This is a genomic window from Amycolatopsis tucumanensis (genome assembly GCF_021654135.1).
Taxonomy (GTDB): Bacteria; Actinomycetota; Actinomycetes; order Mycobacteriales; family Pseudonocardiaceae; genus Amycolatopsis_E; species Amycolatopsis_E tucumanensis.
Map to the genome: position 1 here is coordinate 1 of NZ_JAKGSD010000026.1, position 18,832 is coordinate 18,832.

Consider the following 18,832-nt stretch of genomic DNA (forward strand, 5'->3'; position numbering starts at 1 on the left):
AGGCGAACGACGTGACCAGGTACATGATGCCGATCTGCTTGTGGTCCGTCGTGCGCAACAACCGCAGCAGCACCGAACCCTTGGGCGAGCGGCGCGCGACCGGCCGGGCGGGCGCCGAGGTGGAGGCAGTCACGAAGGCGAGGTTATCTCGCTCGCGAGCGAACTATCTACCCGTGGGGCCGTGCCGGTGTCCGGAAACACACGAGGTATTACTTCACGACATGGATGGTGATGTCGTCGGCCGGTCGGTGGCGCTGTGGGCCGAGCAGATGCCCGGCCTGGACGTCTCGGCGTCGGAGGTGCTCGCCCGGATCCTGCGGATCGCGCAGCACGTGGAGGGCGCGGAGAACGGCCGACTGCGCCGCCGGCGTGGACGGATGGTGGCCAACGTGGGCGACTTCGAGGTGCTGCGGGCGCTGCGCCGCATCGGCCCGCCGTACGCGATGACACCGTCCCAGCTGCGCGCGGAGATGCTGATCTCGTCCTCCGGGCTGACCGGCCGCCTGCACCGGCTGGAGCGCGACGGCTGGATCACCAGGGAAGCCTCGGCGGACGACCAGCGCAGCGTCCTGGTTACCCTGACCCCGGAAGCGGTGTCCGACCTGGACGACGACATCGCCGAGCACTTCGCCTTCGAGGACGACCTGCTCGCTCCCCTCACCCCGCAGCAGCGCACCGACTTGGCCGCTCTGCTCACGCTCCTGCTCCGGCGCTTCGAAGACGGCTGAACGTCCTGGCCGAGATCTCAGCCCAGAAACTTGACCGCGCTGCGGTAGCCGGTTCCCAGCGGTTCCTGCAAAGTCATGTGGAGGAAGCCCAGCGCTTCGAGTTCACGTGATCGCCGCAAGGGCCCGGCATCAACAGGACGCATACCGGCTGCCTCGACCAGGCCGCTGACCATACGCTTGGCCGCGACGTCGTCGCCGGCTAGCAGCACGTCCAGCGGCTGCCCGTCCACTTGTCCCGTGTGCAGTGTCGCGGCGAACGTCGTGTTGAAGCCCTTTACGACCGAAACCTGACGGGTGAGTCGGGCGGCGATCTCCTCCGCGGCCGACGATCCCGGCGGGGTGACCAGCCGGTCGAACGTCGCCCAATCGACCGGGTTGGTGATGTCGACGACCACCCGCCCGTCCAGTTCGGTCCCGTGGCCGGAGGCCCACTCCAGGGCCGCTTCGTACGGGGTGGCGAGTACGACGATCTCGCCGGTGACCGGATGCTGGTCGACCGCGCCGCCTCTGGCCGGGGCGTCGTCGCCGGCGATGTCCGATGCCAGTGTGGTCGCCTTCTCCGCGGAGGGCGCCAGGATCTGCAGCTCCGCGCCGCCGGCGAGCACCCGGATGCCGATTCCCCGGGCCATGTTGCCCGCGCCGATGATCGTCACTGTCGTCATCGCAGACTCCTTGGTGTCGGCCGGGTCCGTTACCGGCTACCCCGGCGGTACGTTGGGAAACGGCCCCGGGAGGGGGCTGCCCCATGCGTCCGGACGCTTGAAAGTGGGCGGCTCCTTCGCGCGTCGCGGTGGTGCGAGGTCCCGGGTGACTTCCGGCCGGTCTGCGATGGCGGTCATCCGCTCGCTCCTCGTCCTCGGCGCAGAGAGTGCGACGGCGACGTGAACAACACGGAAACCGCGAGGTCGCGCTCCGGCGCGGTCGTGTCTCAGGCCGCCAGCCAGGCGAGCGCGGCCACGGCCATCGCGGTGACACCGGTGTCCAGCGTGGGCTGGATGACGGGGGCGAACCGGGGGTTGTGGTTGACCGGAATGTCGTGGGCGAGGGTGCCGCGCTTGTCCGCTTCGGCGTATTCGGCGGGATCGGTTCCACCGAAACCCCAGTAGGTGAACGGCGCGCCGAAGGCCTGCGGGATCAGGCTCATGTCCTCGCTCGCGGTCTGCAGGTCGATCGTGTGCGTCTCGCCGAAGTGGTCGGCGAACGCCGCCGCGACGCGCCGGGTGGGTTCCTCGTCGTTGACGGTGGGCGGGAACGACGCGATCCGCCGGATCACCGGTGCCTGCCGGGCCCCGGACGCGGCGCATTCCGCCCGGACGATCCGGTCGATCGCCTCCAGCACGTGTGCGCGCGTGACGTCGTCGTAGGTGCGCACGTTGAGCTGGATCACGGCCCGGTCCGGGATGATGTTGGGGCCGGAACCGGCGTGGATGCTGCCAACGGTGAGCACCGCCGGGGTGGTGGCGGCCAGCTCGCGCGCGACGACGGTCTGCAGGCGCACGACGATCATCGCCGCCATCACCACCGGGTCCACGGCCGACTCGGGGTTCGACCCGTGCGCGCCGCGGCCGTGGACGGTTACTTCGAGACTGTCCGCAGCAGACAGGAACGGGCCCGCGCGGATTCCGACGTACCCCGCGGGGTAGGGCAGGACGTGCTGGGCCAGCACGACATCCGGGGTGGGCACCCTGCCGGTCAGCCCGTCGTCGATCATCGCGTCGGCGCCGTCGCCGTTCTCCTCCGACGGCTGGAAGAGTGCCACGAACGTGCCCTGCCAGGATTCCCTGGCTCGCGCGAGCAGCCGCGCGCACCCGGTCAATGCCGTCACGTGCACGTCGTGCCCGCAGGCGTGCATGACCGGCTGGTCGCCGTCGGTGACGGTGGACGCGTAGGGCAGCCCGGTTTGTTCCCGCACAGGCAGGGCGTCCATGTCCGCTCGCGCCATCACCACCGGCCCCGGCCCGTTGGCGAGGACCGCGGTCACCCCGGTGCCCCCGATGCCCTCGGTCACGTCGTACCCGTCCTCCCGCAGCGCTTGCGCGACCTTGGCGGCGGTGCGGTGTTCCCGCAGGCCCAGCTCCGGGTGCCGGTGCAGGTCCCGATAGAACTCTTCCAGGTCGGCCCGGACCGCATCCAGACCGGTGAGGACCCGATGAACGCTCATCGTCGCCGACCTCCTCGGCCTGGCGCGGGAGCGGTACGTCTCCCGTCCGGGATTAGGCCACTTCAGCCGAGTGTAGGAGCGCAACGCTGAGGGCGCCGGGCGGCAGTCATCGCCGGTAGCGAGGATCCAGCGCCCCGTCGGCCGGGGCCCAGCCGATTCTCCCGGCGTCCCACCCGGCGGTCAGGGGGACCCACCAGAAGAAGGTGACCTTGCGCTCGGTGAACAGCCACCTCCCGTCCTGGCGCACCAGCGAATCGGTGTAGCGGCCCGCGGCGACCTGTGCCTCGCCGTCGACCACGCAGGGCTGGTAGAGCCAGGTTTCCCCGGAGGCGGCGTCACCGTCGACCGTCACCGTCTCGTTGGCGCTGAAGTGCCACCACGCGGTGAGCGGACCGCGCTGCAGACCGGCGAAGAACGTCCGCAGTTCACTGCGCCCGCTGGCGGTGGACAGGCCGACGAACCGGCCCTCCTCGGTGAACAGGCCGGCGAGCTCGTCCCAGCGCCCGTCGTCGAGGTACTGGCAGTACCGCGCACGCAGCTGGCCGATCTCCTGGACGTCTTCGAGCCGCCGGATCCTGGCCTCCAGGTCACCCATGCCCGCCTCCCCGCTCTCTGCCTCAGTACGAACGATCGTTCAGACGATAGGCGGGAGCGGAGCCGGTTGGCAAGGCGTGCCTGCGGTCAGTCGCGGGTTTCGAGCAGGGCGAGCGCGTACCGGGCGTGCTGCTCGGCGAGGGCCTTCCGGGAGAGGCGCCCCCCGGCGCGGTACCAGGTGGAGATCGCCGAGCACATCGACACGATGTTCCGTGCGGCGCCGTCGGGGTAGGGGGTGGTGAACCGGCCCTGGGCGACGCCCTCGGCGATGATCTCCCCGAAGATGGCCTGGGTGCTGTCGCGGGCGCGGACGATCCGTTCCCGATGCTCGCCGTGGAGGTAGCGGATCTCGCTGATGGCGACCAGCGCTGCCGTCTGGTGGTCCACGACGAACCCGACGTAGGCCTTGACCGCTTCCCGCATCCGGTCGGCCGGGTCGCCCCCGGCGGCCTGGACCGCGGCGCTGGTGCGGTTCAGCAGCTCGTCGTTGGCTCGCTGGAGCAGTTCGGCGAGCAGGTGCGATTTCGACGGGAAGTAGTTGTAGAGGTTGGACAGGCTGGTTCCGGCGCCGGCGGCCACATCGCGTGTCGAGGCGCCGTTGAAGCCCTTTTCGCCGAACGCGGCCAGGGCTGCGTTGAGGATCGCCGCCTTGGTGCCCCGGCCGGTTTCGCTGATCAGCGCGGCAGCAGCAGAACGACTGTTCATCCGGCGAGGTTACACGTTCTTGACGGACCTCGGAGCGACTGGTTCCCTGGAGTAAGAACGTTCGTTCAGGCCCGAGGAGGCGTGAGCATGGCGAGTCCGCGCACGCCGCCGACTCTGGGCTGGGACGGTCCCGCCTGCCGCGGACCGCCGTGTCACCCGCGTTCGTGCCCCAGCTCGCCGCTGATCGCCTTCGCGGTCTCGAGCAGCACGGGGACCACCTCCTCGCGCATCCGGTCCGGCGTGGTGCGCCCGGTCGAGGTGGAGGAGGCGACCGCGGCGATGACCCGGCCGTGGTGGTCGCGCACGGGTGCCGACAGCGAGATGAGCCCTTCCTCGCGTTCGTTCGCCACCAGCGACCAGCCCTGTTCCCGGACGCGTGCCAGGATCTCGCGGAACTCCGCCGGGTCCGTGACGGTGTATGGGGTGAGGCGGGGGAGCCCGCATTCGGCGATCACCTCGTCGACCCGCTCGTCCGGTTCCCACGCCAGCAGCACCCGGCCCAGGGACGTCGCGTGCACGGGGACGCGCGTGCCGGGGGATACGGTCACGCTCAACACGCGGCGTACCGGCACCCGCGCGATGTAGACGACTTCGTTGCCGTCCATCACCGCGAGGGTGGCCGACTCCCCGGTCCGCTCGGCCTGTCGCATCAGGTGCGGTTGAGCCAGTTCGGTGAGGGCGTGCGTCGCCGTGTAGTGCTGGCCGATGGACAGCACCCGCGGTGTCAACGTCCAGTGTGGACCGGACGCGGCCACGTAACCTAGTCGTTGCAAGGTCAACAGGACTCGGCGCACGACCGGGCGGGACAGCCCGGTCGCCGTCGCGAGCTCGGCCACTGTCGGGTTCGGACGGTCGGCGTCGAACGCGGTGAGCACCGCAAGGCCGCGTTCCAGGCCCTGGATGTGGTTCTGACTCGTCTTCTCGTCGTCCATCGGCTCCATTTTCCTCAGTTCTCTTGACAGTCCGCGGGAAGTGTCACACGATCTGCCAGACGTACACTATCCGTTCATCACGTACACATAGTGTACAGGAGGTGTGGAGCATGCCGGTCGATCCGCGAGCACTGCGGCGGTGCCTGGGCCACTTCGCCACCGGGGTCACGGTGGTCACCTGTGACGGCGACGGAAAGCCACACGGGGCGACCGTCAACGCATTCAGCGCGGTGTCGCTGGATCCCGCACTGGTGCTGGTGTCGCTCGACCGCCGGTCGAAGATCAGCAAGTACCTCGAGGGCGCGCCCTTCACCGTCAACGTGCTGAGCGAACCGCAAAGCGAGGTCGCGCTGCACTTCGCCGGCAAGCCGATGGCCGGTGCGCCGGACTGGCGGCGTCCCGATCCGCAGCTGGCACCGCAGCTGGGCGGTGCGCTCGCCGCGATCTCGTGCACTCCGTGGCGCTGCTACGACGGCGGCGACCACGTGCTCTACCTCGGTGAGGTCGCCGGCTTCGAGGTCGACGGCGGCGACCCGCTGGTGTTCTACCTCGGCGGCTTCCGTCACCTCGGTCCCGTCTACCAGGCGGCGCCGTGGCTGCAGTCCGGGGACAGCCCGGGCGCGTCGTGGTTCGCCGCCTCCCTCTGACGTACGTCGTCCGCTATTGCAAAGGAGCAAAAGCATGACCGCACAGGAGTCCACGCCCGGCCCGGACAGTGCCGCGGACGCGCGGACCACCCGCCCGTTCACCGGTGAGGAGTACGTCGAGTCGCTGCAGGACGGCCGGGAGGTGTTCCTCTACGGCGAGAAGGTCAAGGACATCACCGCCCACCCGGCCTTCCGCAATCCCGTTCGGATGACGGCGCGCCTGTACGACGCGCTGCACGACCCGGCCAAGCAGGACGTCCTGACGGTGCCGACGGACACCGGCAGCAACGGGTTCACGTTCCCGTTCTTCCGCAGCCCCCGCACACGCGAGGACCTCCTCGCCGACCGCAACGCGATCGCCGAGTGGGCGCGGATGACCTACGGCTGGATGGGCCGCAGTCCCGACTACAAGGCCTCCTTCCTCGGCACACTGGGCGCGAACTCCGAGTTCTACGAACCCTTCTCCGGCAACGCGCGCCGGTGGTACGCCGAATCGCAGGAAAAGGTGCTGTACTGGAACCACGCGATCGTCCACCCGCCCGTCGACCGCAACAAGAAGCCTGACGAGGTCAAGGACGTGTTCGTCCACGTCGAGAAGGAGACCGACGACGGCCTCGTCGTCTCCGGGGCGAAGGTCGTGGCGACCGGATCGGCGCTCACGCACTTCAACTTCATCGCCCACTACGGCCTGCCGTTCAAGGACCGCGAGTTCGCCCTGGTGTGCACGGTGCCGATGAACACGCCCGGCATGAAGCTGATCTGCCGCAACTCCTACACCAGCATGGCCGCCCAGATGGGCTCGCCGTTCGACTACCCGTTGTCGAGCCGGCTCGACGAGAACGACACGATCTTCATCCTGGACAAGGTGAAGATCCCGTGGGAGAACGTGTTCATCTACGGCGACGCCGACAAGGTGAGCAGTTTCGTCCCCGGCTCCGGTTTCCTGGAGCGGTTCACCTTCCAGGGCGTCACCCGCCTCGCGGTCAAGCTCGACTTCATCGCCGGCCTGCTGCTCAAGGGCGTGGAAGCGACCGGCACCAAGGACTTCCGCGGCATCCAGACCCGCATCGGCGAGGTCATCAGCTGGCGCAACCTGTTCTGGGCGCTCTCCGACGCGATGGCCGCGAGCCCCAGCGAGTGGAAGAACGGCACCTTGCTGCCGAACCTGAACTACGGCCTGGCCTACCGGTGGTTCATGACCGTCGGCTACCCGCGCATCCGCGAGATCATCATGCAGGACCTCGGCAGCGCCCTGATCTACCTGCCCTCGCACGCGTCGGATTTCTCCTCGCCCGAGGTCCGGCCCTACCTCGACCGGTACGTGCGCGGTTCCAACGGCTACGACTCGGTCGAGCGGGTCAAGCTGATGAAGCTGATCTGGGACTCCATCGGCACCGAGTTCGGCGGCCGTCACGAGCTCTACGAGCGCAACTACGCCGGCAACCACGAGGGCGTGCGCTTCGAGCAGCTCATCGCCATGGAGCAGTCCGGTCAGGCCGATGCCATGCGCGGCTTCGCCGAACAATGCATGGCCGAGTACGACCTTGACGGCTGGACGGTGCCCGACCTGATCAACAACGACGACGTATCGCTGCTGGGCAAGCGGTGAGCACGGAGAGGAACTCCACGATGGACACGACACACCCATCGCCGACGGCTGCCGGCTCCGGCGCCTCGGCCACCCAGGCATTCCTCGCGCGCCAGGAGGGTGGCGCCGGCGAGGTGAGCCGGGAACGCGTGGCGACCGTCGTCCAGGCGGTGTTGGACGGGGTGCACGAGGCCATCCGCACCCACGAGGTCACCTACCGCGAGTTCACCGCCGCCAAGCAGTGGCTGATCGAGGTCGGCGAGAGCGGCGAATGGCCGTTGCTGCTCGACGTGTTCGTCGAGCACGAGGTCGAAGAAGTGGCCGCCCGCAAGCAGCACGGCACCAAGGGCAGCATCCTGGGCCCGTACTACCTGCCCGGCGCGCCCAAGCTGCCGTCGGTGACCACGTTGCCGATGCGCGAGGACGAACCGGGCACCCGGTTCGTGTTTGCCGGGCAGGTTCGCGACACGACCGGCAGGCCGGTCCCCGGTGCCGAACTCGACATCTGGCACGCCGACCACGCCGGCTACTACTCGGGATTCGCCCCGCACATCCCCGAGGGCAACCTGCGCGGTGTCGTGGTCGCCGACGGCCAGGGCCGGTTCGAGATCAGCACCGTCCAGCCCGCGCCCTACCAGATCCCCACCGACGGCCCGACCGGCAAACTGATCGAGGCGGCGGGCTGGCACCCGTGGCGGCCGGCGCACCTGCACCTGATCGTGCGGGCGCCCGGCTGCCGGCCGATCACCACGCAGCTGTATTTCGCCGGCGGGGACTGGCTCGACTCCGACGTCGCGCAGGCGACCAAGCCGGAACTCGTGCTCGACCCGCAACCGGTCTCCGACGGGTGCGTGCGTGCCGAGTACGACTTCGTGCTCGAACCGGCCTGAACCCCCGCGCCCCGGGCCCGCGGGCCCGGGGCGCTGCCCGTCGCAGACCAGAGGAGCTTCGTGATGAGCGATCTTCGCATCGACCGCGTCGAAACGGTCGTGCTCGACGTGCCGCTGCGGCGACCGCACCGGTTCGCCCGCGTCGGGATGGACGTCCAGCCCGTCCTGCTGGTGTACCTGCGGACCGCGGGTGGCGTCACGGGCGTGGGCGAGGGCGTCGTGCCCGGGGGCCCGTGGTGGGGTGGCGAGTCGGTGGAGACCATGCAGCTCGTCATCGAGCGCTACCTGGCGCCGATCCTGCTCGGCCGCGACGTGGACGACATCGCGGGGATCGGGCGCGACATCGGCGACGTGGTGGCGGCCAACCTGCACGCCAAGGCGGCCGTGGACATCGCGCTGCACGACGCGTGGGCCCGGTGCCTGGGCGTACCGGCGCACGCCCTCCTCGGCGGGGTCGTCCGCCGGTCGGTCCCGGTCACCTGGGCGCTGGGCACCGAACCAGCCCCGGTCGTCGTCGAGGAGGCGCTCGCCAAGCTCGACGCCGGGACCCACCGCACCTTCAAGCTGAAAATGGGCGCCCAGGACCCGGCCGACGACGTCCGGCGCGTCACCGCCATCGCGGACAAGCTGGCCGGCGCGGCGGGGCTGCGCGTGGACGTCAACGCGCGGTGGGATCGCGGCACGGCGCTGGCCCACCTGCCCCGCCTCGCGGACGGCGGCATCGAGCTCGTCGAGCAACCCGTGCCCGGGGCCGACGTCGAGGCCCTCGCCGAGATCAACCGGGCGCTGCCGATCCCCGTCATGGCCGACGAAAGCCTCCGCACCCCGGGCGACGCGCTCCGCCTCGCCAGGCTCGCCGCTGCCGACGTGTACTCACTCAAGATCAGCAAATCCGGTGGCCTCAGAGCCACCAGGTCCATCGCGGAAGTCGCGGCGGCCGCCGGGATCCCCGCCCACATGGGCACGTCCATCGACGGTCCGGTCGGCACCGCGGCCTCGCTGCATTTGGCGTGCGCACTGCCCGCGGTGACCTGGGGGAGCGAGCTGTTCGGGCCCCTGCTGATGCGTGCCGAGCACCTCGCCACCCCGCTGCGCTACGAGGGTGGGGAGCTGCACCTGCCCGACGGGCCCGGCTTCGGGGTCGAGCTCGACCCGGACGCGGTGCGCGCGTTCGCCCGGAGCTGACCAGGCGGGCCGGGCTCGGAGCTGAGGTCCGCCCCTCGTCGCAAGAGTGCGTGCTGTGGCGTGGGCTCGGCGAGGTGCCCGCCGGGTTCGGCCCGTCGGTGGTGACGCCCACCTGATCGACCGCGCGGTGGGCTTCGGCCGCGCCCGGAAACCTGCCGCCCGTGCTGGTCACCTTCGACCCGCACCCGGCACGCGTGCTCGGGTTACCGCGGGCACCGCGGCGTTGAGCACCGTCGAACGCCCATCTCGCCTTCGGGCTCGGGATACGGGCGGTCTGCGTGCTGCCGTTCACCCGCGAGTTCGCCGCGCTCTCACCGTCCGAGTTCGTCGAGCGGACGCTGGTCGAGCGGCTGCGTGCCGAGGCGGTGATGGTGGGCGCCGACTTCACCTTCGGTCACCGCGCCGCAGGCCTCGTGGACGCCCTCCGGGAGCTCGGGGAACAGCGCGGCTTCACCACGCACGGTGTCGGCTGTTACCGGCCCAGGCGGCATCCGGTGCTCCTCGACCCACGTCTGTGCCTGTCCGAGGCGCGGAGACGTGCGCGGGGCGGCGCGAGCACTCGGCCGTCCGCGCCACGTCGAGCGGGCGTTCCGGCCGGGCGGGCACGGGCAGGACCGAGCTCGTCGTCGCGTCCGGTCGCTACCGGGGGCGCCTCGACGGCCTGGGGCCGGTCCCGGTGTGGGTGACCGGCGAGCATCGGGTGGTGCCCGTCGCGCCAGCACGGCTGGGACCGGGCGGTATCGACTTCGTGGCCTGACGCGGCGGATCCAGTGTCCACTGTCGACTCCGTGCGCGGTGCGGGCCGGCGCTGCCGGGGCTTGACCCAGGGCGGACCGCCTGCTTGACTGACCTGAACGGTCGTTCGTTCTGAGCGGCCGTGGTGGACGATCGATGAGGAGGTCCCCCGGTGTCTACGGACCGTGACGTGTCCCCGTCCGCCCGAGCCGATGCGGCTCACGGCGGTCTCGTGGTCGACGAGCGCAGGATGCGGAAGCTGGCCTTCGCCTCCATCGCGTCGACCGTGCTCGAGTGGTTCGACTTCCTGGTGTATTCGACGGCGGCGGCGTTGGTGTTCGGTCCGTTGTTCTTCCCCACGCTGGGCGGCGTGCAGGGCACGCTCGCGTCGTTCGCGACGCTGGCGGTGGGATTCGTCGCGCGGCCGCTCGGCGGGGTGCTCGCCGGGCATGTGGGGGACCGCTACGGACGGAAGGTCCCGCTGGTCGGCTCGATGCTGTTGATGGGTGTGGCGACGTTCGTGGTGGGACTGCTGCCGACCTATGACACCGCCGGGATGTGGGCGCCGGTCCTGCTCGTGGTCGCGCGGATCGTGCAGGGGCTGGGTGTCGGTGCGCAGTGGGGTGGTGCGGCGATGCTGCTGGTGGAGCACGCCCCGGTGGCGAAGCGCGGCTTCTACGGCTCGCTGGTCAACACCGGCACGATCCTCGGCGCGGTCCTCGGCAACGGGTTCTTCCTGGTGCTCACCGCGCTGGTGCCGGCGGATGCGTTCGAGGCGTGGGGCTGGCGGATCCCGTTCCTGTCCGGGCTGCTGCTGGTGGTCGTCGGGATCTACGTCCAGCTCAAGATCGAGGAGAGCCCGGTGTTCACCGAGCTCCGGCACGCCTCCTCGGCGGCCGCGCAGCGGGCCGGGGTGCGCAAGGCCCCGGTCGGGCAGGCGATCCGCCTGTACTGGCGGCAGATCCTGCAGGCGATCGCGGCGTTCTTCGTGGTCAACGGAACCTTCTACATCTTCATCTCCGGGATTCTCGACTACGGGACGAAGACACTCGGGCTGGACCGCACGCCGATGCTGCTCGTAGTGATGCTCGCGGGGCTGACGCAGGTGGTGACCATCCCGGTGTTCGGCGCGTTGTCCGACCGGCTCGGGCGCAAGCGGATCTACCTGACGGGCGCGGTGGCCATGGCGGTCGCGGGGTTCCCGATGTTCTGGCTGATCGACACCGGCAGCCTGCTGTGGCTGGGGGTCGCGCTGGTCATCGGGTTCACGATCCACGCGTCGATGTTCGGGTGCCAGACCGCGATGTACGCCGAGATGTTCCCGGCCGATGTCCGGCTCTCCGGAGCGTCACTGGGTTTCCAGGTGGCGTCCGTGCTGGCAGGCGGACTGGCGCCGATGATCACCACGGCCCTGGTCGCCGCCTCCGGCGGATCGTGGGCGGTGTCGCTCTACATCATCGCTATGGCCGTGGTGACCTTCGCCGGGGTGAGCACCATCAGGGAACGGTTCCAGCGCGACCTGTACGCGGTTTCGTCCGAGCGGGCGGACGGTGCGGCGTGATCGGCGGAGGTGGGATGTACTTCGAGGACTTCCGGGTCGGGCAGCGGTTCACGGCGGGACCGCGGGTGGTGACCGAGGAGGACCTGGCGCGGTTCACCGCCCTCAGCGGCGACGATCACCCCCTGCACACCAGCGCCGAGTACGCCCGGGGCACGTCATTCGGGGTACCGGTCCTGCAGGGCTCCTTCGGTGCGGCGGTGGCGGCCGGGCTGTGGACCCGGCTGGGGCTGGTGAGCGCGTCGATCGTGGCGGCCACCGAGGAGAGCTGGACCTACCACCGGCCGATCAAGGTGGGCGACGAGCTCTCGCTCGCGGTGACGATCGTCCGCCTGCAGGACAGCCGTGGGGGCGGCCAGGGACTGGTGTCCCGGTACAACGAGCTGCGCGACGGTGCCGGCACCGTGATCCAGTCGGGCACGGCCACCGCGCTCGTGCGGGCGGGCGACGGAGGGCCGCGGCCCGTGAACCGGGACGTGGGCACGGTGGCGTGGGGGAAAGTGCTTGCCGAGGCACTGACGGCGAACCCGGCGTTCGTGTCCGCGGTGGCGTCCTGGGACGGCACCATCGGACTGCGCGGTGGCGAGCACGAAGTCCACCTGCGCATCTACCGGGGCCGGATCATCGACGTGACCCGCCGGTCGCCGCACGGCGCCACGTTCACCTTCGGTGCGCCCGACCGGATCTGGGCGGATCTGCTGACCGCGGAGGACAGCCGGTTCGGTGCCCGGTTGATGACCGGGGAGTTCACCTCCAGCGGTGATCCGTACGAGTACCTCCGGCTGACCAAGGCCCTGGAGATCATCGTGGACGTCGCCCGCGACCTCGCCCGGACCGAGCACACCGAGGTGGTCGCATGACGGTCCACACCGTGACAGCACACCACCTGGTGCTGCACGACCGCATCGGGTTCGTCCAGGACGCCGCGCCGCGGGAGCCGAACGGAACCACGTTGGTGCTGGTACACACCGCAGGGCAAAGCGGTGTGCAGTGGCGGCACGCGCTGGGGCCGCTCAGCGAACTGGGATACCGCGTGCTCGTGCCCGATCTGCCGGGGCACGGGCATTCCGAGCCTGCGCCCGGGGGCGCGGTGCGGGACCTGCGTGAGTACGCGGACTGGCTCGTGCGGCTGCTGGAGGTCCTGGAGGTGACGCGGCCGGTGGTGGTCGGCTGCTCGATCGGCGGCAAGATCGCCCAGGACCTCGCGGCGCGGTACGGCGACCGGCTGGACGCGGCGGTGTCGATGTGCGCCGAGTCCGGACCGGGACGGGTCCAGCTGCACGCGCTGGAACGGGAACTGGAGGACAGCGCCGCCGCCGCGCGTGCCGATCGCACTCACCTGGGTACCCGCGCGGTCGTCGGCCGCCGGGTGGCCCGTGGGCGCGCCGAGCTGATCGCGCGCATGCACTGCCGGGAGGACCCGCTGGTGTCCACCAGCGACCTCATCGGGTGGGGCACGCATGACGTGCGCCCGCTGCTGCCGCGCATCCCGTGCCCGATCACGTTCGTGGCCGGCGAGGACGACCTGTGGGTCGATGCCCGATCGGTGGCCGAGTCCGCCCGGCAGGCGCCGGACGGCCGGTTCGTGCTCCTGCCGGGATACGGGCACTACCCGATGGAGGAGATGGACGACTTCGCGAAGGTCCTGGACGGTTGGCTGGGCGAGATGAAGGAGGGACGACCGTGACCCCGCGTCTGCTCGATGTGTTCGCCGGACTCGCCGACGCCGAACCCGACGCCGTGGCGCTGTACGACGCCGACGCCGGCCGGTCTCCGGTGCGTCCGGTCAGCAGGCGGCAGTTGCGTGACCTCGCCGCCGGAATGGCCGAGGATCTGCGCGCGCACGGGATCGGCGCGGGGGACTGCGTCGGTGTCTGGCTGCCGAACTGGTCCCACGCCGTCGCCGCGCAGTTCGCCGCACTGGCGGTGGGAGCGCACGTCATCGGGATCAACACCCGGTACAACGTCGACGAGGTCGCGCACGTCCTGCGCATGGCCCGGCCCCGGGCGGTGGTGATCGCCCACGACTTCATGAACCTCGACCTCCGCCGGGTCCTGCACGCGGCGCACGAGGCGGCCGCGGCCGAGCCGCCGGTGTGCCTGGTGACCACCGCGCCCGGGGCCGCACCGGCGTCCCCGGACGAGGTGGCGGCCTACGACGTGGGCGCTGGGGCGTCGGCGTTCCCCCAGGCGTCCCGCGGCGGTGAGCTGCGGCCATGCCCGGTTCCGGGCCTGGCCACGGCATTCACCACCTCGGGCTCGACCGGCCGGCCGAAACTGGCCGCCCACGGCGAACCCGGCATGGCCGAGCACCTCGTCGCCGCCGGCGAGCGCATCGGCCTGGGCCCCGGGGACGTCATGCTGGGCGCGCTCCCGCTGTCCGGGGTCTTCGGGTTCGTCGCGGCGATGGCCGCGGTCTTCTCCGGCGCCGCGGTGGCCCTGGAGCCGGTGTTCGACGCCGAGGGCGTCCTCACCGACATGGTGCGCCACCGGGTCACCCACGTCATCGGCGCCGACGACCTCCTCGGCCGCATCGAGCGGGCCTGGCAGGACCACCCCGCGCCCCTGCCGTTGCGGTGGATCGGGATCGCGGACTTCGAGGGCCGGTCCCGCCGGCTCGCGGCCTGGGCGGAGCGGGAGTTCGGCACCACCGTCGCCGGCGTGTACGGATCGTCGGAGCTGTTCGCGCTGACCGCGTTCTGGCCCCGGCGGTATCCGGCGGAGCTGCGGTGGTCCGGGGGCGGCCAGGTGGTCACGGAGGCGATCGAGGTCCGGGTGGCCGACCCGGTCACCGGGGAAACCGTGCCGGACGGCGCCGAGGGCGAGATGCAGTTCCGCGGTCCGAACGTCGTCGACGCCTACCTCGGTGATCCCGCGGTCGCCGGCGAGGTGTTCACCGAGGACGGCTGGTTCCGCAGCGGCGACCTCGGCCGGCTGGTCGCCCCCGGAACCGTGCAGTACCTCTGCCGGATCGGTGACGTGCTGCGGTTGCGGGGATTCCTGGTCGACCCGGCCGAGATCGAAACCCGGCTGGCGGCGCACCCCGCGGTCGCGATGGCCAAAGTCGTCGGCGTGCCCGGCGGCGACGGCGGCACCATCGCTGTGGCCTTCGTGGTGCCCTACGGCCCGGACCGGCCCGGCGAAGACGAGCTCAAGCAGTGGTGCGCCCAGACCCTGGCCAAGTTCAAAGTGCCATCCCGGGTCCGCCTGATCGACGAAATGCCCACCACCTCCGGCACGAACGGAACCAAGATCCGCGCCGCCGCACTGCGCGAGCTGGCACTGCGAGAGGGAGTCTGACCATGAACCACGAGGTCGTCATCTGCCACCCCCTGCGCACCCCCGTCGGCCGCTACGGCGGCGCGTTCCGGACGCTGTCGGCGACCGAGCTCGCCGCGCAGACCCTGCGGCAGCTGATCGAGCGGACCGGCCTGCCGGTGGACCGGGTCGACGACGTGCGTCTCGGGCAGTGCTATCCCAGCGGGGAGAGCCCGGCGATCGGCCGGGTCGCCGCGCTCGACGCCGGCCTGCCGGTGACCGTGCCCGGCGCGCAGATCGACCGCCGCTGCGGATCCGGACTGCAAGCCGTCATCGACGCCACCATGAGCGTCGCCACCGGCGCCGCCGAGGTCGTCATCGCCGGGGGCGCCGAATCGATGAGCAACGTCGAGTTCTACACCGACGAGATCCGCTGGGGCGTCAAGGGCGACGGGCCCCGGCTGCACGACAGGCTCGCGCGGGCCCGGGTGACCGCCGGCGGGAAGGACCACCCGGTGCCGGGCGGGATGCTCGAGACGGCCGAGAACCTGCGGCGCGAGTACTCGATCTCCCGGCGGGAACAGGACGAGTGGGCGTTGCGCTCCCACGAGCGCGCGGTGAAGGCCGCCGCCGACGGCCGCTTCGCCGAGGAGATCCTGCCGGTCACCGTGCCCGGCCGTCGCGGAGCGCCCGCCACCCTCGTCGACACCGACGAGCACCCGAGGCCCGACGTCTCGCTCGACGCGCTGAGCACACTGCGGCCCGTCATGGTGAACAGCGACCCGGAAGCGACCGTCACCGCGGGCAACGCCAGCGGCCAGAACGACGGCGCGGCCGCGTGCATCGTCACCACCCGGGACGCCGCGGCGGAGCTGGGTCTCACGCCGATCCTGCGCCTGGTCAGCTGGGCGGTGGCCGGGGTGCCGCCGCGCACCATGGGCCTCGGTCCGGTACCGGCGGTCGCGAAGGCACTGGACCGCGCCGGCCTCGCACTGTCCGACATCGACCTGGTGGAGATCAACGAGGCGTTCGCCGCCCAGGTGATCGCCTGCTTCCGGGAATGGGACCTCACCGATCGCGACCTGGAGCGGGTCAACGTCAGTGGATCGGGCATCTCGCTGGGCCATCCCGTCGGAGCCACGGGCGCCCGGATCCTGGCCACGCTGGCTCACGAGATGCGCCGCCGCGGGGCGCGCTACGGCCTGGAGACGATGTGCATCGGCGGCGGCCAGGGCCTCGCGGCCGTCCTGGAGCTGGTCGAATGACCGCTCCGCTGCGCGGGCTCCGGGTCGTGGAGGCCACCAGTTTCGTCGCCGGTCCGCTGGCCGGCATGACGCTGGCGCAGATGGGGGCGCAGGTGCTGCGGCTGGACCCGGTCACCGGGCCGGTGGACGCGGGCCGGTGGCCGTTGAGCGGGACCGGCCGGAGCCTGTTCTGGGCCGGGATGAACAAGGGCGTGAAGTCCGTCGCCGTCGACTTCCGCGTGCCGGAAGGGCAGGAACTCGCCGCCGCGTTGATCACCGCGCCCGGCCCGCACGCCGGCTTGTTCGTCGACAACACCATCGGCCGGGACTTCCTGTCCCACAACCGGTTGCGTGCTCGCCGAGCCGACCTCGTGCACGTCCACATCCAGGGCTATCCCGACGGCCGGGCCGCCATGGACTACGCGGTCAACCCGCGTTTCGGCGTGCCGGCGCTGACCGGTCCGGCCGATTCGCGCCGTCCGGTCAACCACGTCCTGCCTGCCTGGGACATCGCCACCGGGCTGCTCGCGGTGTCCGGGCTGCTGGCCGGATTGCGCCGGCGGGCGGTGCACGGTGACGGGTGCCTGGTCGAGCTGGCCCTGGCCGACGTGGCCGCGGCGCACGTGGCGCATCTGGGCTGGTTCGCCGAGGTGGCCGAGGCCGGCCAGGACCGGCCCCGGCTCGGCAACCACCTGTTCGGCGCGTTCGGGGTGGATTTCGCGTGCGCCGACGGTCGCCGGGTGGTCGCGGTGGCGATCACCCGCGCCCAGTGGCGGGACCTGATGCGGATGACCGGGACGGAAGCGGTGTTCGCGGCCCTGTCTTCGGTGCACGGCACCGATTTCGACGTCGAGGGGGAGCGGTACCGGCAACGCGGCCTGATCGAGGCGGTCCTCGCACGGTGGTTCGCCGCCCGCACCGTGGAAGAGGTGCTCGAGGCGGCGCGCGGCACCCGGGTGATGGCCGGCGAGTTCCGTTCGCCCTCGGAGGTCGTGGCGGCCTGGCGACGGGGTACGGAGTCACCGGTGCTCACCGAGGTCGAGCAGGCCGGGGTGGGCCCGATGGTCACCGCCACCTCCCCGCTGCGCTGGAACTCGCGCTACCGCGAGGCCGAGCCGGCGCCGGAGTTCGGTGCGGACACGGAGTGGGCGCTGGCCGAGGTGCTCGGGATGTCCGGCCGGGAGATCGGGAGGCTCGCCGACAACGGGCTGATCATGACGAGGAGAGATGACAGCGATGGCGCGTGAACTGTGCCGTACCGAAGGATTGACCGACGTCCAGGACGACATCCTCAAGACCGTCCGCGCGTTCGTGGACAACCGGATCATCCCGGTCGCGACCGAACTCGAACACGCCGACGCCTACCCCGCCGAGATCGTCGAGGGGATGCGGGAACTTGGCCTGTTCGGGTTGACGATTCCCGAGGAGTACGGCGGGATCGGCGAGTCGCTGCTGACCTACGCGCTGGTGGCCGAGGAGATCGCCCGCGGCTGGATGAGCGTGTCGGGCATCATCAACACCCACTTCATCGTGGCTCACGTGCTCATGCACCACGGCACCGAGGAGCAGAAACGCCACTACCTGCCGAAGATGGCCACCGGCGAGATCCGCGGCGCGTTCTCCATGTCCGAGCCCGGCTGCGGCTCCGACGTGTCCGCCATCCGCACTCGCGCCACCCCACACGACGGTGGGTACCTGATCAACGGCCAGAAGATGTGGCTGACGAACGGGGGATCGTCGACCCTGGTCGCGGTGCTGGTCAAGACCGGTGCCGCCGCCGGGCCTGCGCATCGGAACCTGACCACGTTCCTGGTGGACAAACCCGCCGGCTTCGGTGAGGTGGCGCCGGGTCTGACGGTTCCGGGCAGGATCGAGAAGATGGGTTACAAGGGTGTCGACACCACCGAACTCGTCTTCGACGACTACGGGATCGCCGCCTCGCAGATCCTCGGCGGCGAGCCCGGTCGCGGGTTCTACCAGATGATGGACGGCGTCGAGGTCGGGCGGGTCAACGTCGCGGCCCGCGGGTGCGGGGTGGCCTGGCGTGCGTTCGAACTCGGCGTCGCCTACGCGCAACAGCGGGAGACCTTCGGCCGGCCGATCGCCGATCACCAGGCGGTGCTCTTCCGCCTGGCCGAAATGGGCACCAAGGTGGAGGCGGCGCACCAGATGATGGTGCGGGCGGCGCGGAAGAAGGACTCGGGCGAGCGCAACGACCTGGAGGCCGGGATGGCGAAGTACCTGGCCTCGGAGTACTGCGCGCAGGTGGTGGAGGACTCTTTCCGCATCCACGGCGGTTACGGGTACTCCAAGGAGTACGAGATCGAACGGCTCTACCGCGAGGCGCCGATGCTGCTGATCGGCGAAGGCACCGCCGACATCCAGCGAATGATCATCGGGCGCCGGCTGCTGGAGGACTACAAGCTGCGGTGATCAAAGTCGGTTTCTCGGTTGCTGATGGCAATATCCAGGGCGTTCGCGACGAGTTTGTGTTCTGGGGTGCTGTCAATGGACCAGTCCACAGTTCTGAGGCTTACACCAAGAAAACCGCTCTGCCGCCGACCATGATGCCCATGCACGGCCGTCGGCCGCGCGATCCCATCGCCG

At 70.8% G+C, this 18,832-nt stretch carries 18 protein-coding genes; 13 read left to right on the forward strand and 5 right to left on the reverse strand.

What is annotated here, in order from left to right; genetic code table 11:
• Positions 1-221: 221 nt before the first annotated feature.
• Complete coding sequence (locus tag L2C96_RS24105; protein ID WP_237337873.1) at positions 222-728, forward strand: MarR family transcriptional regulator; 507 nt, start codon at positions 222-224, stop codon at positions 726-728.
• Between the two features lie 17 nt (positions 729-745).
• Here the strand turns inward: L2C96_RS24105 and L2C96_RS24110 are convergent, their stop codons facing one another.
• From L2C96_RS24110 to L2C96_RS24130, 5 genes are all read right to left on the reverse strand, one after another.
• The gene (locus L2C96_RS24110; protein ID WP_237337874.1) at positions 746-1,381 is read right to left on the reverse strand and encodes an NADPH-dependent F420 reductase; all 636 of its coding nucleotides are present in this window, start codon (positions 1,379-1,381) and stop codon (positions 746-748) included.
• A gap of 275 nt (positions 1,382-1,656) precedes the next feature.
• Entirely contained in the window at positions 1,657-2,889 is a 1,233-nt protein-coding gene (locus tag L2C96_RS24115; RefSeq protein ID WP_237337875.1) for an amidohydrolase, read from the reverse strand.
• Positions 2,890-2,995: 106 nt separating this feature from the next.
• Positions 2,996-3,484, reverse strand: coding sequence for a nuclear transport factor 2 family protein (locus L2C96_RS24120; RefSeq protein WP_027929207.1), 489 nt, complete (start codon positions 3,482-3,484; stop codon positions 2,996-2,998).
• Positions 3,485-3,570: 86 nt separating this feature from the next.
• Positions 3,571-4,188 carry a TetR/AcrR family transcriptional regulator gene (locus L2C96_RS24125; protein ID WP_237337876.1) on the reverse strand — a complete coding sequence of 206 codons (618 nt, stop codon included), beginning with the start codon at positions 4,186-4,188 and terminating at the stop codon, positions 3,571-3,573.
• 152 nt (positions 4,189-4,340) lie between these two features.
• Positions 4,341-5,120, reverse strand: a complete 780-nt coding sequence (locus L2C96_RS24130) for an IclR family transcriptional regulator domain-containing protein (protein ID WP_123687342.1) — start codon at positions 5,118-5,120, stop codon at positions 4,341-4,343.
• A gap of 110 nt (positions 5,121-5,230) precedes the next feature.
• Here L2C96_RS24130 and L2C96_RS24135 point away from each other — a divergent pair, with 110 nt between their 5' ends.
• The 12 genes from L2C96_RS24135 to L2C96_RS24190 all read left to right on the forward strand — a co-directional run bounded on the left by L2C96_RS24135 (position 5,231) and on the right by L2C96_RS24190 (position 18,658).
• The gene (locus tag L2C96_RS24135) at positions 5,231-5,767 is read left to right on the forward strand and encodes a flavin reductase family protein (protein WP_237337877.1); all 537 of its coding nucleotides are present in this window, start codon (positions 5,231-5,233) and stop codon (positions 5,765-5,767) included.
• Positions 5,768-5,801: 34 nt separating this feature from the next.
• The gene (locus L2C96_RS24140) at positions 5,802-7,376 is read left to right on the forward strand and encodes a 4-hydroxyphenylacetate 3-hydroxylase family protein (RefSeq protein ID WP_237337878.1); all 1,575 of its coding nucleotides are present in this window, start codon (positions 5,802-5,804) and stop codon (positions 7,374-7,376) included.
• A gap of 20 nt (positions 7,377-7,396) precedes the next feature.
• Complete coding sequence (gene catA / locus L2C96_RS24145) at positions 7,397-8,245, forward strand: catechol 1,2-dioxygenase (protein WP_237337879.1); 849 nt, start codon at positions 7,397-7,399, stop codon at positions 8,243-8,245.
• Positions 8,246-8,308: 63 nt separating this feature from the next.
• Positions 8,309-9,430, forward strand: coding sequence for a muconate/chloromuconate family cycloisomerase (locus tag L2C96_RS24150; RefSeq protein ID WP_237337880.1), 1,122 nt, complete (start codon positions 8,309-8,311; stop codon positions 9,428-9,430).
• A 278-nt stretch (positions 9,431-9,708) separates the two neighbouring features.
• A complete protein-coding gene (locus tag L2C96_RS24155) occupies positions 9,709-10,116 on the forward strand; it encodes a hypothetical protein (RefSeq protein ID WP_237337881.1) in 408 nt (135 codons plus the stop codon).
• Between the two features lie 221 nt (positions 10,117-10,337).
• Complete coding sequence (locus L2C96_RS24160; RefSeq protein WP_237337882.1) at positions 10,338-11,726, forward strand: MFS transporter; 1,389 nt, start codon at positions 10,338-10,340, stop codon at positions 11,724-11,726.
• 14 nt (positions 11,727-11,740) lie between these two features.
• Complete coding sequence (locus L2C96_RS24165; RefSeq protein ID WP_237337883.1) at positions 11,741-12,583, forward strand: MaoC/PaaZ C-terminal domain-containing protein; 843 nt, start codon at positions 11,741-11,743, stop codon at positions 12,581-12,583.
• Positions 12,580-13,410 (forward strand): alpha/beta fold hydrolase, encoded by an 831-nt coding sequence (locus L2C96_RS24170; protein ID WP_237337884.1) that lies wholly within the window; start codon positions 12,580-12,582, stop codon positions 13,408-13,410. The genes L2C96_RS24165 and L2C96_RS24170 overlap by 4 nt, the downstream gene beginning before the upstream one ends.
• A complete protein-coding gene (locus tag L2C96_RS24175) occupies positions 13,407-15,023 on the forward strand; it encodes an AMP-binding protein (protein ID WP_237337885.1) in 1,617 nt (538 codons plus the stop codon). Before L2C96_RS24170 ends, L2C96_RS24175 begins: the two co-directional genes overlap by 4 nt.
• A 2-nt stretch (positions 15,024-15,025) precedes the next feature.
• Positions 15,026-16,246, forward strand: a complete 1,221-nt coding sequence (locus L2C96_RS24180; protein WP_237337886.1) for an acetyl-CoA C-acetyltransferase — start codon at positions 15,026-15,028, stop codon at positions 16,244-16,246.
• Positions 16,243-17,472 carry a CoA transferase gene (locus tag L2C96_RS24185; RefSeq protein ID WP_237337887.1) on the forward strand — a complete coding sequence of 410 codons (1,230 nt, stop codon included), beginning with the start codon at positions 16,243-16,245 and terminating at the stop codon, positions 17,470-17,472. The genes L2C96_RS24180 and L2C96_RS24185 overlap by 4 nt, the downstream gene beginning before the upstream one ends.
• Complete coding sequence (locus L2C96_RS24190; protein ID WP_237337888.1) at positions 17,462-18,658, forward strand: acyl-CoA dehydrogenase family protein; 1,197 nt, start codon at positions 17,462-17,464, stop codon at positions 18,656-18,658. Before L2C96_RS24185 ends, L2C96_RS24190 begins: the two co-directional genes overlap by 11 nt.
• Positions 18,659-18,832: the final 174 nt, after the last annotated feature.

Excerpts from the sequence above, each read along its gene's own strand:
- L2C96_RS24170 (WP_237337884.1), top strand. The coding sequence starts at position 12,580 with ATGACGGTCCACACCGTGACAGCACACCACCTGGTGCTGCACGACCGC.
- L2C96_RS24180 (WP_237337886.1), top strand. The coding sequence starts at position 15,026 with ATGAACCACGAGGTCGTCATCTGCCACCCCCTGCGCACCCCCGTCGGC.
- L2C96_RS24190 (WP_237337888.1), top strand. The coding sequence starts at position 17,462 with ATGGCGCGTGAACTGTGCCGTACCGAAGGATTGACCGACGTCCAGGAC.
- L2C96_RS24120 (WP_027929207.1), bottom strand. The coding sequence starts at position 3,484 with ATGGGTGACCTGGAGGCCAGGATCCGGCGGCTCGAAGACGTCCAGGAG.
- L2C96_RS24165 (WP_237337883.1), top strand. The coding sequence starts at position 11,741 with ATGTACTTCGAGGACTTCCGGGTCGGGCAGCGGTTCACGGCGGGACCG.
- catA (WP_237337879.1), top strand. The coding sequence starts at position 7,397 with ATGGACACGACACACCCATCGCCGACGGCTGCCGGCTCCGGCGCCTCG.
- L2C96_RS24125 (WP_237337876.1), bottom strand. The coding sequence starts at position 4,188 with ATGAACAGTCGTTCTGCTGCTGCCGCGCTGATCAGCGAAACCGGCCGG.
- L2C96_RS24150 (WP_237337880.1), top strand. The coding sequence starts at position 8,309 with ATGAGCGATCTTCGCATCGACCGCGTCGAAACGGTCGTGCTCGACGTG.
- L2C96_RS24135 (WP_237337877.1), top strand. The coding sequence starts at position 5,231 with ATGCCGGTCGATCCGCGAGCACTGCGGCGGTGCCTGGGCCACTTCGCC.
- L2C96_RS24115 (WP_237337875.1), bottom strand. The coding sequence starts at position 2,889 with ATGAGCGTTCATCGGGTCCTCACCGGTCTGGATGCGGTCCGGGCCGAC.
- L2C96_RS24140 (WP_237337878.1), top strand. The coding sequence starts at position 5,802 with ATGACCGCACAGGAGTCCACGCCCGGCCCGGACAGTGCCGCGGACGCG.
- L2C96_RS24105 (WP_237337873.1), top strand. The coding sequence starts at position 222 with ATGGATGGTGATGTCGTCGGCCGGTCGGTGGCGCTGTGGGCCGAGCAG.
- L2C96_RS24185 (WP_237337887.1), top strand. The coding sequence starts at position 16,243 with ATGACCGCTCCGCTGCGCGGGCTCCGGGTCGTGGAGGCCACCAGTTTC.
- L2C96_RS24130 (WP_123687342.1), bottom strand. The coding sequence starts at position 5,120 with ATGGACGACGAGAAGACGAGTCAGAACCACATCCAGGGCCTGGAACGC.